The sequence below is a fragment of the Mycobacterium sp. PO1 genome, assembly GCF_017312405.1.
Classification (GTDB): Bacteria; Actinomycetota; Actinomycetes; order Mycobacteriales; family Mycobacteriaceae; genus Mycobacterium.
On the sequence record NZ_BLTG01000007.1, the window covers coordinates 22,154 to 36,641 of the forward strand.

Genomic DNA, 14,488 nt, shown 5'->3' on the forward strand with positions numbered 1-14,488 from the left:
GCCTTGCCGCGTTTGATGGGTGCGATCGCATTCTTCTGAGCTCTCGTAGCACCTGCCGTTGGCCAGAACGGTCGCGTGGTTGGCCGGGTGGCGCGGATGGTGCCTGCCGGGTGTCCTCGTCATCGCCCCTGTATCGGATGTGCCACGCCGTGCTATTCGGGGATGCTGGGCGGTTCGCTTCGAGTGGCGAGGACACAGGTCACCGGATTTCAGGGCCCGTTCCGGCCTCAGTGGATGGACCGGTTGTTTCGCAAGGCCCGGCTGGACAGCGGCTGCCTGGCCTCGTAACCTAACCGTGACCTACGTATCTAGTACGTACTTGCTTACTTTGCCGAAGGTTTTCGCTGTTGTGACTTCATCTGTGCTTGCGGTCCTGCCGCGCGCGTTGGGTAGACGGTTCGTCTGCATTTTGGTGGCTTTCGGCGTTTTTGCTGCGCTTTTGGCAACCGATGTGCGCGCTGATCCGGCGGCTGATGCGCTTGCCGAACTGACTGAATTGTCGCGTCTGGCGGAGCAGACCACCGAGCAGATTCACACGGCGCAAATCGACCTTGACGAGAAGCTCGCAGCGCAGCAGGTTGCGGAGAAGGGGGCGGATTCGGATCGCATGGCCGCGGATGCAGCGGCGGCCGATCTGGTGAGGTATCAGGCTGCAGTCGACAGGTTGGCCGCGGCTGCCTACATGGGTGGGCGCACGGATACCTTGGCGGCGGCGTTGACGGCGACGTCCCCTCAGGATCTGATCGATCAGCTGGCAGTCCAGAAGACGGTTGCGTCGGAGCTGACTGTGCAGATGGCTGCGTTCCGGTCGGCCAGTGCGCGGGCCGCGGCAACTGCAGAGCGGTCTGCGAAGTCGGCAGCCCAAGCACGGAGTGCGGCCGATGAGGCGGCGGCAGTGCGGACCGACCTGGAGGCCAAACAGCGTCGGATGGCGGAACAGATTGCTGCTGTGCAGGCCCGCTACGACTCTTTGACGCCTGATCAGCGAGCGATTCTGGCTGACCCTGGCCCCGCGCCGCCTCCTTTGCCGTCGACTCCGCCGGTGAGCGATCCGAGCATCGTTGCTATGCCGGGCCCGGCGGGCGGGGCCTCCTCGGGGAACGGTGTTGCGGTGGTCCAGGCGGCGCTGACACGGGTGGGGTCGCCTTATTCGTGGGGAGCCACCGGTCCGGATGCGTTCGACTGCTCTGGGCTGATTAAGTGGGCGTTTCTGCAGAACGGCAAGTCGTTGCCTCGGTCGAGTCAGGCGCTTGCGCAGGGCGGGCAGCCGGTGGCGCTTTCAGACGTTCAGCCCGGCGACATCGTGACCTTCTATGCTGACGTGTCTCACGCGGGGATTTACATCGGCGACGGGTTGATGGTGCACGCGTCGACGTACGGAACGCCGGTGAAAGTGGCGCCGATCTCGTCGGCACCGATTCACAACGTGCGGCGGTACTAGGCCGCCGCCGCGGCGCTGCGTCAATCGTTGAAGAAACGGCTGGTGATTTCCGTCCACTTGCGGATCTCGTCGATGGTGTGAGCGACGTGCAGCGTCGAGTCGGGGATCAGCTCAGCGAGGCGCTCGGCGGTGGAGATGGGATGCAAGGGGTCGGTGTCCCAGGCCAGCACCAAGGTGGGCTGGCGGATGGAGGTCAGCCGATTGGGGTCGGGTAGATCGGAGGAGCCGACTCCGCGCAGCGCGGCGGAGACCACATCGTCGTCGACGCCGGGTTCGAATTTGCCGTGCCGGTAGTTGGCGAAGATCGGCAGTGGGGGAGCTTCGGCCCATTGTTGTCGCCAAGCGGTTGTTCCAATGGAGTCGATGAGGTCGGCGGTGTCGAAGTACCACTGGCGCAGTTGATCGGGCCCTGTTTCCCAGGCGACGGGAGGGATCACCAGTGCCAGCCGCCTGAATCGGCGAGGAGCGTTGAGGGCGGCGTGCAGTGCTGCAGCGGCTCCGAGCGAGGATCCGGCGAAATCGATGGGTTCATCGAGGCCGGCCGCGTCCAGGACGCGCAGGAGATCGTTGGCTGCCTGCTCGAAGCGATAGTCCTCGGGTTCTGGTCGGCCCCGTGATGCGCCGTGTCCGCGTTGGTCGTAGGTGATTAGACGGCGGCCCTCGGCGATAGTGTCGATGTCGAAGATGCCCAGGCCGCGCACGATCTGCCGGCTCATGAGCACGCCGTGCCCATAGCCGACTGGCACCGTGTTGGGTGGGCCGCTGAGCTGGTAGGCGATGGTGGCGCCATCGGTGATGAGAAGGTGGTCATCCGGCATTGCGGCTCCTCAGATGCGTTGGTGCGGTATTGCGTGGGGTTTCGGGTGCCAGCCGTCTATTCCACAGCGGTGAGGACGTTCACCGTGGCACCGTTGTCGGTTGAGGTGTAGATGGCGGTATCAGTGGCGATGTAGACCTGACCGTTGCCCGCGGCGAGCAGGGCCTGGGGTTTGTTGTTGAGCGAGTGGCCCGGCTGCCAGGTCTGCCCGTCGTCGGCGCTGGTGTACAGCCGTCCTTCGAGGTCGGCGCCGAGCAGGGGACCGCGGTCGGGCCAGCTGATGAACAGCAGTGCCGGCGCACCGGTGACTGCGCTGAACGTCCTCGCCCCGTCGGTGCTTCGGAGCAGCCCTTGGCGTGCTGTCGCGAGGATCTCATCCGGGGCATCCGGTGATATTGCGAGGTCGACGGCGGGGACTTCTGCGCGCTGTTGCCAGGACCGCTGATCAAAACTAACCATCACGGTGCCGGATTGACTGTCGTGACCGTAGACCCGTCCGTGGCGGTATTTGAGCGCGTGGAAGTCGGCGCTACCGTGCAATGACAGAGGTTCCCAGGACTGGCCGGCGTCGCTGCTTTTGATCAGGCCGAGGTGGGGCGGTTGTTGGCGATCGGCGGGGTCGGGGTGGCCGCTAGCCAGGAATTCGTCGGGGCCGGCGACGGTGAAGCCCATGAAGTCCTGCGAGAGCTCACCGACTCGTTGTGGCGCCTGATCTTGCTCAACGGTGTAGAGGCCGTAATGAGTTGCGACGTAGAGCTTGTCGTCAGATGGGTTGATGCCGAGGCCGTGGATGTGCACCATGCCCGGCACGACGGCGGGTGGCGGGCTTTCAGGGGCGTTCGACGAACAGGCCGCGGCCAGAGCCCCGGTCAGGGCGATGGCGAAAAGGTTGCGGATCAGCACACGGACACCTTCCGGTCACGAGATCTACGTAGTTCAATAGTAGGTGGGCGGTGCGTGAGGTGGCTGCGCCTCGGGTGGCGCGACCGCGAGTGACAGACCGGGGGAGTCGTCTTCATCAAATCTTCATCGGATCACGAACCGACCCATACTCGGATTGCTGAGGCTGGGGTGCGGCGGCGCAAGGGCTTGCCGTGTGGACGCATGGTGTCACGAAGATGTTTGAGGAAGGATGTGCGATGCAGCACAAGCGTTTTGGATTCGGGCTTGCGGCGCTTGCGGCGTCGGCCCTGTTTGTCAGCGGCTGTTCGAATGCAACGAACGAGTCTCAGTCATCGTCGTCGAGCACCACCTCGGCAGCAGCGTCGGCGTCGGCTTCGCCCAGTGCTGCGAGCAGTGACGCTGCCCATAACGATGCTGATGTGACGTTCGCTCAGGGCATGATCCCTCATCATCAGCAGGCGATCGAGATGAGCGACATGCTGCTCGGCAAGCAGGGAGTTGATCCTGAAGTAGTGTCACTCGCCAACGAGATCAAGAACGCTCAGGGTCCTGAGATTGAACAGATGCAGGGCTGGCTGCAGGACTGGGGAGTGTCCTCGTCGACGACGGCCCCCAGCACCGCCGCAATGCCCGGTCATGACATGCCTGGCCATCAAATGCCCAGCGAAGACATGGGTGATATGCCGGGTATGAGCGGCGGCGGTATGGGCATGATGTCGGAAGCCGATATGGCTGCACTGCAGAACGCGCAGGGCGCCGAGGCTAGCCGACTCTTCTTGACCCAGATGATCGAGCATCACAAGGGCGCGATCATGATGGCGCAGCAGGAAGTTGACAACGGCCAGTTCCCGGCGGCAGTCGAGATGGCGCGCAATATCGTGTCTTCGCAGCAAGCAGAGATCGACACGATGCAGGGAATGTTGGACAAGTAGCGCGGAGAGGGCACTAGTCAGCGACGCGCTGAGTCAGCCGTCGCAGGGTGGTGTTCGCTGCGTATCGGGGTGATGGGCAGGGCGATGGTGAATGTTGCGCCGGCGCCGGGTCCAGCACTGGCTACCGAGATCGATCCGCCGTGCGCTTCGATGAGCGCTTTGGCTATGGCGAGCCCGATACCGGCGCCGCCATGCTCGCGGTCGCGGGCGGTGTCTGCCCGGTAGAACCGTTCGAACACTCGGGTGACGTGCTCGGCGGTGATCCCTTCTCCGGTGTCAGCGACAGCGATTTTTACCTGGTCGCCGTCACGAAGACAGTGAAGGTGTACCGACCCGCCGGGCGGTGTGTGCCGTAGCGCATTCTCCAGCAGGTTCCCCAACACTTGAGACAGTCGTTGTTCGTCGGCCCAAAGCGGCGGTAGCGGTTGCGGGAGGTGTACGTGCAGTCCGACCCCCTTGGCGTTATAGCGTTCTTGTGCTGCTGCGACGCACTGGCGGGTTAGGCGGTCCACGTCGAGGGAGGCGTAGGACATAGACACCGCACTTTCCTCGGCCTTCGCCAGCGCGGCGACGTCATCGGAGAATCGCACCAGCCGACGGGTTTGGTCGCGCAGCATGGCTGCTGTCTGGGGTGTCAGGGAGCGCACGCCGTCTTCGAGTGCCTCGATGTAGGCCTCGAGTACTGCCACGGGTGTGCGGATCTCGTGCGCGAGGTCTCCGAACAGTTGCTGTCGTGTCGAATCGACGGCTTGAAGCCGGGAGGCCATTTGGTTGAATGCGGTTGCGAGGGCGTCGAAGTCATCGCCGAGGCGCGGCGGTGACACGCGGATGTCGTAGTTCCCTTCAGCGACATCGGTGGCCGCGGCGGCGACTTCGGTGATGGACCGTTGGAGGCGTCGACTGACGTAGAAGCTGACCGCGAGGGCGGCCAGTGCTGACACCGCTAAAGCGCCTCCGATGGAGATCACCGTTGCGTAGCCGTAGGCCTCTTCGGCGTGGACTTCTTCCAGGGAGTCCATCGGGACACCGGCACGGTGGAGGTGTTCGCGGAACAGCGGTGGGCCGACCACGGCAGCGACCACCGCGGTCGTCGCCGCTCCGGCCGCCAGCACGATGGCTTGGGCCGCCAGGAGTCGCAGGCCGATACCGGGACGGCCCGGCCGTCGACGCCGGCGAGGGGTCGACGTAGGTGGGGGAGTCACTGTCCGGTTCCCATCCGGTATCCGACACCTCGAACCGTGGCGATGTAGCGGGGGCGTGCGGCGTCGTCGCCGAGTTTGCGTCGTAAGTGTCCGATGTGGACGTCGACGAGGTGTTCGTTGCCGACCCAGGGTTCGTCGCGGATTATTTCGAGAAGTTGTCGGCGGCTCAGCACGATTCCTGGCCGCGCGGACAGGGCTTCGAGAATGTCGAATTCGGTGCGGGTCAACAGGATTAGTTCGTCGTCGATATGTACCTCGCGGGCGGCGACGTTGATGCTCAGTGCGCCGAAGCGGCGCGGCGGGGCTGTCTCTCGTTCGGCGGGTGCGGCGGCTGTTTGCAGGATGCGGGGTCGCCGCAGCATGGCGCGGATGCGCGCGACCAGCTCGCGGGGACTGAAGGGTTTAGTGATGTAGTCGTCGGCGCCGACGGTGAGGCCGAGCACGGTATCCAGTTCGGTGTCACGGGCGGTGAGCATGACGACGTAGGCGTCGGAGAAGGTCCGCAATTGCCGGCAGACCTCGAGTCCGTCGATGCCGGGTAGGCCGAGGTCAAGGATGACGACATCGGGATCCAGGTCGCGTGCGACGGCGATTGCGTCGACACCGTTGCCGGCGACGACGGCTTCGAACTGCTCGCGTTCGAGATAGCTGGCCACCACTTCGGCCAGGGGGAGTTCGTCGTCGACGACCAGCGCGCGGTATCCCTTCGCGCTCTCAGGCGCGCCCAGGTGGTGGTGCTGCATGTCCATATGGTGCCTGCTGGTGCGCCCGTAACCAGGTATGGCTGACCGGGCGGCTCGATCTTCAGCAGATCTTCACACGACTCATACCGTTTTCCTCCTGCGGTGGGGTGAGGCTCACTGTGAGGAGGGCCTGACATGCGTTGGCTGATGGACGTGTGCCCGAACAGTCTCGGGTGGCAAGCGTGGCTGATCCTGTGTGCCGTGGTCGTGGTGCTGTGGGCGGCTGCGATCGCCGGCGCGACGGCGCTATTTAACGCCTCTCGCTGGCCGCGTCGTTCGGGGCGGCCTGACGTGCCCGAGGAGGCCGATTCGCAGGGGCCGCACCGCGGCGCACTGACCGGTCCACCTGCGCGGCATCGCGGCGACGTCAATATTCGATCAAGCGGGTGACGTAGGGCGTCATGCCGGAGGTGCGCACGGGCGAGATCTTGACGACCGACCCGGTGTAGGGGGCTTCGATCATCATGCCGTCGCCCAGATACATCGCTTCGTGCTGGCTGGCGTTGGGGCCGTAAAAGATGAGGTCACCGCGTCGCATCTGTGACGAGGGGATCTTGCGGCCTGCGTTGTATTGCGACCCGGAGTAGTGGTCGAGTTTGATGCCGACGCCGGCGAAGGCATACAGCATCAGGCCCGAACAGTCGAAACCCACGGTGTTGGCGCCCTGGTCGATGCCTCGTGACGGGCCGTTGGCGTTGCCGCCGCCCCAGGAGTAAGGCACGCCCAGTTGTGACATGGCGCGGCGAATCACGAACTCTGAGGCCTGGCGGCCGTAGAGGCGGGGGATGCGTCCGTTGGTGATGCCGGGATCTGCGGCGGCGGTGACTGGAGACAGAATGCCGAGTTTGGTGAGGAACTTGCGGCCCATGTCGGCCGTCAGCTGCGCCGAGGTCGCCATGATCTTGAGGACGGCATTGATGATGGCCACCGGGTCGCCGGCCACGTTAGCGCTGGGCACCATCGGCAGCGTGGTGTCCCACAGGCCCCCCTCGGTGGCGCCCCCCGGCGACGTGGTGCCGCGGTCCCAGGGAGCGCCGGATACCGGCACAGTGCCGGGTTGCGCCGCACTGGGCGCGGCGGCTGTCGCCGCCACCGGTCGGGCAGCTTCCAGTCGAGCTTGAGCGGAGTCGCGTTCGGTAGCGAGCCGTTCGACCTCGCGTCGCTGTGCGGTAAACGTCTGCTGGGCGTCCCGGAGTGCGGCTACCGCGTCGTCTTGCCGGCGTTGGGCGTCTGCGGCGGCGCTCTCGGCGCGCGCCCGCGCTGCCGTCGCAGCAGAAAGCTTGTTGGCCTGATCGGTCTGCCGACGCAAGAGGTCGTCGTGGACCCGCTGGAAGCTGATGGTGAGGGTCTGCTGGGTCGAGGCCCCGGCCAGGATCTCCTCGGGACTTTGTGCCAGCGGCAACGCACCCGACGGCCCGTTCATATAGGTCGACGCGGCGAAGCGGTCAAAACGGTGTTGTGCGGCCTCGATCGCGTGTTGGCTGGCGGTAAGGGCTTGGTCGCTGGCAACAACGTCGCGTCGGGCCTGCGCGAGGGTGTCGCGAGTGGCCGCGATTTCGACCAGGGCACGGTTGACGCCCTCTTGCTTGATCTGGATGTCGCTACCGACGTCGGCCATCCGCTGGTTCGCTTCGGCGACCGCCGCAACCAATGAGGGAACGTCGTCGCGGTCGGGGCTGCCGTCATGCCCGGCAACAGCGGTACCCGGGGCGCTGAGCACCAGTGCCGGCATTAATGCGAAGAGACTCAGAAAAGAAGTGAGGCGCCGCATCGAATCTCCTCAGCTGGGGTGAGCGTTGTCGAGCCGCGCATCGAAGCCGAACGGCACCCGCGGCGCTCCTACTACCGAGCTAAGTACGTAGCACGATAGTACGTAGACGGAACGTACATCACTTTGGTATCAGGAGGAACGTCTGTCACAGTCTCAGGTCGGTTACGACTGTGCGCCACGGGCGCTAGTTTCACGCGCCGCGGCCGGTAGTGCAGATGCTGGCCCTATGCGGTCGAGGTGAGGCGTATCGCGGCTTTTCCCAGCTCGGCGGCTACATTGGGGGCTGAAGAGCTCGGGGCGCGAGGAGGCCAGCTCGTCGCGGAGAGCGGGAGAGGCGCAAATGGAACAGCGAGGATTCGGCGACCTCGAAGCGGTGGTCATGGATTGCGTGTGGGATTACGCCGAGCCTGTCACGGTGCGTGAGGTTTTCGACGAGATCTCTCAACGGCGGCAGATCGCGTACACCACCGTGATGTCGACGATGGACAACCTGTACCGCAAGCGCTGGTTGCAACGTCAGCGCGATGGGAAAGCGTACGTGTATCAGGCGTCCATGAGCCGCGAGGAGCGTTCCGCGCGTTTGATGAAGGCCGCGTTCGACGCCGGCGGGGATACAGATGCGGTGCTGGCGTTCTTTGTTGAGCAGATGAACGCCGAGCAGTCCGCTCAATTGAAGGCGGCTCTGCGCAAGGGGCGTCGGTGATGACCGCCGCGCTGTGGCTGCTCCTCTACGGCAGCGCGCTGGCCTGGTGGGCGCCACCGGTCCTGAGGCGGATGACCCGTCACGGCATCAGCCCCCATATGGGAGTGGCCGCCTGGCTGGCCACCGTCGCCGCGACGCTGACGGCGTGGCTCGTCGCGCTGATCATGGTCATCGGCGCAACGACGGACAGTATTCGTACGGGCGCGGTCGTGACGCTGTGCCTGGAGCTGTTTGGCTTCTCCGAGCACACCCCCATGGCCGGACGAATCGGTTCCGTTGTTCTCATCGCGGTAGGAACCCTGACGTCAGGGTTCGTCGTAATGCGGATCGGTCGCTGCTTGTCGCGGCTGCGGGCGCGAAGTCACGAGCACGCGCGTGCCGCGCGGATCGTCGGCCGACCCACCGACCATCCCAATGTGGTGGTCGTGGAGGCCGACCGGCCTGCTGCCTACTGCGTGGTCGGACGCCCGAACGCCATCATCGTCACCTCCGCGGCGATGAAGTCGTTGAACCGATCACAGCTCAAAGCGGTTCTGGCGCATGAAAACGCGCACATCTCAGGGCGCCACCACCACATCCTCATGGCGCTCCGCGCTTTGGGGGGCACACTGCCGCGGCTTCCGCTTTTCGCGACGGCCCCTCATCGTGTGGGTGAACTGCTGGAGATGTGCGCTGACGACACCGCCGTGCGCCGCGTCGGCACGCATCCGCTGTTGGCTGGATTATCTGCTCTGGCCGGAGAACACCCGCCTGCACGGGAAGGCCTCGCCGCGGCGGGAACAGCGGTCATCGCGCGAGCGCAGCGCCTGCTCACCCCCACACGCCGGCACGTGCGATGGCGCCACCGCATCTGCCTGGCAGCCGCGATCACCGCCATGCTCGCCACACCCGCCCTCATCCAGGTGCTCTGCCACCACTAGCGCCTCAACGCCCGCCGCACGTTCCGCAGGTGGAGCCAATGCGCGTAGGCCGCCAGCAAAGGAAACACCGCTTGGCGCGCGGGCCGATAGAGCGCAAATTATCTACGTAGTAAAACCGTAGATGATCTGCGGTACAAGCAGCGCAACGATCTGTTGTATCTCCTTCGCGGAACCTCCAAAAGGGCGTTTTCGCAAGGGCATCGGGCGAAGTCGATCGTGCGACGGAACGGCCGGATGGCTCGGCGCAACGGCGGTCGCGCTCTGATCACAACCCGGCATCGGCTAGGGGGCCGAGCCTGAATTCGCCGATCCGCTGCTACAGTCGGCAACATCGTGAAGTACTTCGACGCGAACTCTGGGCAACGCCGCCGCGCCATCGTCGCGGCGTTGATCGCGTTCTGGACCGTCATCGTCGGAGCCGAGTGGGCACTGCCCGGCGTGAATGCGGCACCTACGCACGGACCGCACACCCTGGCCGCCAGTGCGGTCGGCGCGCCGATGTCTGTCGAGCTCGACCACCCCCACCTCTCCCAACCCGACGCCGAGTGCACGCCCGACACCCTGGCCGAAGCGATCCTGCCGCGGGGAACGGTCTCCCTGATCGCGCTCGCGTTGGGCCTCGTCGTGGCTGTACTTCCGCTGCTGTGGTGCCAGGCGGCGAAGGCGCCTATCCGCGGTCCACCACGGAACGCCCGCGCCCTGCGCACCGGCCGCGACGTGCTCGCCCACCTGTGTATCGCGCGCCGCTGATCGGCTAGCGTCAGGCCCCGTCGTCTTCGACGGTGGCCGGTGACCGCTACCTGCCGTCAGTCGCCGTGCTTCGTCGCGGCCTCACAGAAGCGACATTCATCGATGAATCCTGCCCTGCCAATCCGCCATGCACGCACTTCCCACACCCGATCGGCACAGCCACAACGCGGCCGCAACGAGCGGCCGGCCACCATGGTCGGCCAGACCCCTGTCTTGAGAATCGGCGCACCGTTCACGTCAGAAGAGCGGGGCTTTTGGGCCAAACTCGAAGGCTTCAACCCGGGAGGAATGAAAGACCGACCCGCGCTACACATGGTCGAACGCGCCCGCTCCCGCGGGGCACTTACCCCCGGCGCCCGCATCGTTGAATCCACCAGCGGGACGCTGGGATTGGGTCTCGCACTAGCCGGAACGGTCTACGGGCACCCCGTCACCTTGGTCACCGACCCCGGGATGGAGCCGATCATTCAGAATATGCTCGCCGCATTCGGCGCCGACATCGAATTGGTCACTGAACCGCACCCACAGGGAGGCTGGCAGCAGGCTCGCCGTGACCGCGTGCAGAAGATCTTGGCCACCGACCCGCGCGCGTGGCATCCCGATCAATACAGCAACCCCGATAACGTCGAGGCCTACCGCGGGCTCGCGTTGGAACTGAACGAACAACTCGGCGCCGTTGATGTCCTGGTGTGCTCGGTGGGCACCGGAGGCCACTCGGCCGGCGTCGCACGCGTCCTCCGAGAATTTAACCCGCAGCTGCGGCTGATCGGCGTCGACACGGTGGGCTCGACGATCTTCGGCCAGCCCGCGGCTTCTCGGCTCATGCGAGGCCTGGGATCGAGCATCTATCCCGGCAACGTCGACTACCAAGCGTTCAACGAAGTGCATTGGGTTGCCCCCGCGGAGTCGGTGTGGGCATGCCGCACCCTGGCGGCCACCCACTACGCCAGTGGCGGCTGGAGCGTCGGTGCGGTCGCCCTAGTTGCAGGCTGGGTCGCACGCAATAGCCCTGCCGGAGCCACTGTCGCAGCGATCTTCCCGGACGGCCCGCAACGCTACTTCGACACCATCTACAACGACGACTACTGCCGCGCCCACGGCCTGCTCGACGCAGCGCCCCCGAGGCATCCCGCCACCATTGAGGACCCGATGACCCAGACAGTCACGGCGTGGACGCGATGCACCACCGTTGTCGACCCCACCGAGGTGCAGTCACGATGACCCTGCTGTCAGCCTTCCGCAGCTTTGGTTGGCCCAGCCGGATGCTGATGATCAACCAATTCGGCATCAACCTGGGCTTTTACATGCTCATGCCTTACCTGGCCGGCTACCTCGCCGGCCCGTTGGGGCTGGCCGCGTGGGCCATCGGCCTGGTGCTGGGTGTACGTAACTTCTCCCAGCAAGGCATGTTTCTCATCGGCGGCACTCTGGCAGACCGGCTGGGCTACAAACCGCTCATCGTCTGCGGATGTGTCCTCCGGACAGCAGGATTCGGCCTGCTCGTCTTCGCTGAATCGCTGCCGGCGGTTCTGATCGCCTCGGCAGCAACCGGCTTCGCCGGCGCCCTGTTCAATCCTGCGGTGCGCGCCTATCTGGCGGCCGACGCGGGCCCACGGCGCGTGGAAGCCTTCGCGGTGTTCAACGTGTTCTATCAGGCGGGCATTCTGGCCGGACCCCTTGTCGGGCTGGCCTTGATGTTCGTCGATTTCCGAATGACAGCTGCCGCCGCAGCGGTCGTGTTCGCAGCGCTGACCGTGGCCCAACTCTTAGCATTGCCCCACCGCGCCGCGGGGACACCTGATGAGAAGACATCGGTGCTGCAGGACTGGCGAACAGTAGCGGCCAACCGCTCCTTTCTGCTCTTCGCGGCGGCCATGATCGGGTCGTATGTTTTGTCATTCCAGGTCTATCTGGCATTGCCGCTTCAGGCGCGAGACCTGTTTCCGCGCAACGATTCCGTTGTCACCGCCATGATCTTCGTGGTCTCGGGTCTGGTTGCTGTCCTCGGCCAGATGCGGATCACACGATGGTTCGCCCACCGCTGGGGCGCCGGCCGCTCGCTGGTGATCGGCATGCTGATCCTCGCGGCGTCGTTTTTGCCGCTGATCGTGCTGCCCGATGACACCAGGGCAGGCAGAGTCGCCGCCGCGACCGCGCTACTCGTCGCCACGGCGGTGCTGGCGGTCGGGTCGGCGGCCGTCTTCCCGTTCGAGATGGACACCGTCGTCTCATTGGCCAACAACCGTCTCATCGGAACGCACTACGGCTTCTACAACACCATCGTCGGAGTCGGCATTCTTGTTGGCAATCTGGCCACCGGCTCGCTGATGCAGGCCGCCCGAGATCTCGGGCAACCCTGGCTGCTGTGGGTTCTGCTGTCGGCAATCGGGCTGGCCTCCGCAGCGGCCTTGTTCCGGCTGGACCGACGGGGCCGACTTCAACCCGAACAGCTGACATCCTCTGGCGCGCAAACCCCCCGCTGAACACCCGAAGACGCGAACATGCCCGACACCCCATATCGCCATCTACGTAGTAGCTACGTAGATGGCGATATGCTGGTTCCAGCATCCGCGCGGACACCTTCACGCCGTGAATGGCCCACGCTGGCAAGGAGACTGCCACGACCATCGAGCCGCACCCCGCTTCGGGCAGCGTTGCCTCTCCGGCGATAGCTGCTGGGCGCATTCGCGTTCTGCTGGTTGAACCTCGGCGCATCTACGCCGACATGTTGGCCGGCACCCTGCGCGCCGAAGAGTTCGCCGTCGACGTCGCACGCTCAGATGCTGCAGCGCTCACCGCGGTGCGCGACGATGACCCCGACGTGGTGGTGGTGTGCCTGGGATCATCCGCGCACGGCGCCGTCGTCCTTGACCGTGTTCGCCAGGCCGCCCATTGCGGCGTCGTCGCGCTCGCCGACACAGAGATGGCGCCACTGATATCGCGCGTCGGAGTGGTTCCCATCGGCTCCCGCGACATACTCAACACGCGAATACGGCAGACACTCAGGCATTCTCACCAACGCAGCGAGGACGGCGGCGCCCAGCGACGCCACGTCGACGATCTGGTGATCGACGTGGGGGTCCGGCGGGTCTATCAGCGCGGCAACGTCATATCGCTGACTCGAACGGAGTTCGCGATCCTTCGGGTTTTGTCCGATGATCCAGGGGAGCCCGTGACGTGCCGACGACTTCAGGAAGTCCTTTGGGGGGCGACGCAGCCCGGCGGGCGGTCGGCACTGGGCGTGCACATCGGCAATCTACGTCGCAAGCTCGGTGACGCCCCGTCTTGTCCGCGCTATGTCCGGACGGTCCGCGGCATCGGCTACTGTCTGGCCGGCTGAACCGTTACCCGGTGCGGACAAGGCTTTTGGCGGGAGGAAGCTGTTGGCGGAAGCGTTCGGGGTCAGGTCTCGATAATCCGTATGACGTAGGGTGTCATCCCGGCGGTACGCACCGGTGAAATCTTGATGGGAACGCCGGTTTGTTGCGCCTCGATCATTTTTCCGCCGCCGAGGTAGATCGCTTCGTGTTGGCTTCCGCCGGGCCCCCAGAACAGGAGGTCACCGCGTTTAGCTTGCGCGGGAGGTACCTTGCGGCCAGCGTTGTACTGGTCGCCGGACCATCGCGGCAACAGTACTCCGACGCCGGCGAAGGCGAATCGTGTCAGTCCTGAGCAGTCGAAACCGACGGTGCCTGCGCCTTGGTCGACACCGCGACTAGGGCCGGTGAGGCTGCCCCCTCCCCAGGAGTAGGGAACGCCGATCTGCGTTCCTGCCCTGCGGATAACGTATTCGATCGCCTGGGCACCGTAGAGACGGTTGCCGCGGACGCTCGTTTGGGGGCTTGCCGCGGGACTGACGAGTCCGAGACTGCCCAGGAAGCTACGCCCCAAATCCATCGCAGTCTGGGTGGCAACGGCCGTCGCCTGCAAGGACGCGTTGGCGATGGCAACCGGATCGCCGGGCGCTCCCGCACTGGGGATCTTGGGCAGGAGTGGATCCCACGGACCGCCTGTCGGCTCGGCGGAGGCTGCTGGGGTGCACGCCAAAAGTACCGTCGCGACGACGGCAACGATCACCCCAGTCAGGCGAAAGCCGGACGCAGATACGCGGCCTTCCTCCGGGCGGGCGCATCGGGCCATCGGTTCCATATGGCGTTCTTTCTTTCGGCTGTCGGAGCGCCGGTGATTGGTTTCGCCAAAAAAGGCGAAGCAGAGCGTTCCGTACTGTGCAGCAACGATGTACGTAGCGAATACGTAGATCAGCCTAACTCACATATGCCTCATCAGTAACACCCGCAACATAATT

General features: G+C 65.1%; 14 protein-coding genes. 8 read left to right on the forward strand and 6 right to left on the reverse strand.

Features of this window, described 5'->3' with window-relative positions; genetic code table 11:
• Positions 1-349 precede the first annotated feature (349 nt).
• A complete protein-coding gene (gene ripC, locus J3476_RS02215; protein WP_213449639.1) occupies positions 350-1,441 on the forward strand; it encodes a peptidoglycan hydrolase RipC in 1,092 nt (363 codons plus the stop codon).
• A gap of 20 nt (positions 1,442-1,461) precedes the next feature.
• Here ripC and J3476_RS02220 read toward each other — a convergent pair whose 3' ends face one another.
• Together J3476_RS02220 and J3476_RS02225 are read right to left on the reverse strand one after the other, a co-directional pair.
• Positions 1,462-2,259, reverse strand: a complete 798-nt coding sequence (locus tag J3476_RS02220; protein ID WP_083407547.1) for an alpha/beta fold hydrolase — start codon at positions 2,257-2,259, stop codon at positions 1,462-1,464.
• Between the two features lie 56 nt (positions 2,260-2,315).
• Positions 2,316-3,161 (reverse strand): F510_1955 family glycosylhydrolase, encoded by an 846-nt coding sequence (locus J3476_RS02225; RefSeq protein ID WP_073683295.1) that lies wholly within the window; start codon positions 3,159-3,161, stop codon positions 2,316-2,318.
• Between the two features lie 236 nt (positions 3,162-3,397).
• Between J3476_RS02225 and J3476_RS02230 the strand changes: the two genes are divergently transcribed.
• A complete protein-coding gene (locus J3476_RS02230) occupies positions 3,398-4,093 on the forward strand; it encodes a DUF305 domain-containing protein (protein ID WP_073683356.1) in 696 nt (231 codons plus the stop codon).
• A gap of 17 nt (positions 4,094-4,110) precedes the next feature.
• On the opposite strand, the gene J3476_RS02235 is transcribed toward J3476_RS02230, so the two are convergent.
• The 3 genes from J3476_RS02235 to ripA form a co-directional block, all read right to left on the reverse strand.
• Positions 4,111-5,295 (reverse strand): cell wall metabolism sensor histidine kinase WalK, encoded by a 1,185-nt coding sequence (locus J3476_RS02235; protein ID WP_073683294.1) that lies wholly within the window; start codon positions 5,293-5,295, stop codon positions 4,111-4,113.
• Positions 5,292-6,038 (reverse strand): response regulator transcription factor, encoded by a 747-nt coding sequence (locus tag J3476_RS02240; protein ID WP_067952909.1) that lies wholly within the window; start codon positions 6,036-6,038, stop codon positions 5,292-5,294. Before J3476_RS02240 ends, J3476_RS02235 begins: the two co-directional genes overlap by 4 nt.
• A 367-nt stretch (positions 6,039-6,405) precedes the next feature.
• Complete coding sequence (ripA, locus tag J3476_RS02245; RefSeq protein WP_073683293.1) at positions 6,406-7,809, reverse strand: NlpC/P60 family peptidoglycan endopeptidase RipA; 1,404 nt, start codon at positions 7,807-7,809, stop codon at positions 6,406-6,408.
• Positions 7,810-8,149: 340 nt separating this feature from the next.
• On the opposite strand from ripA, the gene J3476_RS02250 reads away from it, so the two are divergent.
• The 6 genes from J3476_RS02250 to J3476_RS02275 all read left to right on the forward strand — a co-directional run bounded on the left by J3476_RS02250 (position 8,150) and on the right by J3476_RS02275 (position 13,522).
• Positions 8,150-8,512 carry a BlaI/MecI/CopY family transcriptional regulator gene (locus J3476_RS02250; RefSeq protein WP_024444607.1) on the forward strand — a complete coding sequence of 121 codons (363 nt, stop codon included), beginning with the start codon at positions 8,150-8,152 and terminating at the stop codon, positions 8,510-8,512.
• Positions 8,512-9,432 (forward strand): M56 family metallopeptidase, encoded by a 921-nt coding sequence (locus J3476_RS02255; RefSeq protein WP_073683292.1) that lies wholly within the window; start codon positions 8,512-8,514, stop codon positions 9,430-9,432. The genes J3476_RS02250 and J3476_RS02255 overlap by 1 nt, the downstream gene beginning before the upstream one ends.
• A gap of 333 nt (positions 9,433-9,765) precedes the next feature.
• Positions 9,766-10,182 (forward strand): hypothetical protein, encoded by a 417-nt coding sequence (locus tag J3476_RS02260; protein WP_073683291.1) that lies wholly within the window; start codon positions 9,766-9,768, stop codon positions 10,180-10,182.
• A gap of 102 nt (positions 10,183-10,284) precedes the next feature.
• Positions 10,285-11,403, forward strand: a complete 1,119-nt coding sequence (locus tag J3476_RS02265; protein ID WP_073683290.1) for a PLP-dependent cysteine synthase family protein — start codon at positions 10,285-10,287, stop codon at positions 11,401-11,403.
• A complete protein-coding gene (locus J3476_RS02270) occupies positions 11,400-12,665 on the forward strand; it encodes an MFS transporter (RefSeq protein ID WP_011856854.1) in 1,266 nt (421 codons plus the stop codon). The genes J3476_RS02265 and J3476_RS02270 overlap by 4 nt, the downstream gene beginning before the upstream one ends.
• A gap of 242 nt (positions 12,666-12,907) precedes the next feature.
• Positions 12,908-13,522 (forward strand): response regulator transcription factor, encoded by a 615-nt coding sequence (locus J3476_RS02275; RefSeq protein WP_073683289.1) that lies wholly within the window; start codon positions 12,908-12,910, stop codon positions 13,520-13,522.
• A gap of 62 nt (positions 13,523-13,584) precedes the next feature.
• Here the strand turns inward: J3476_RS02275 and ripB are convergent, their stop codons facing one another.
• The gene (gene ripB / locus J3476_RS02280) at positions 13,585-14,331 is read right to left on the reverse strand and encodes an NlpC/P60 family peptidoglycan endopeptidase RipB (RefSeq protein WP_073683288.1); all 747 of its coding nucleotides are present in this window, start codon (positions 14,329-14,331) and stop codon (positions 13,585-13,587) included.
• Between the last annotated feature and the right edge of the window lie 157 nt (positions 14,332-14,488).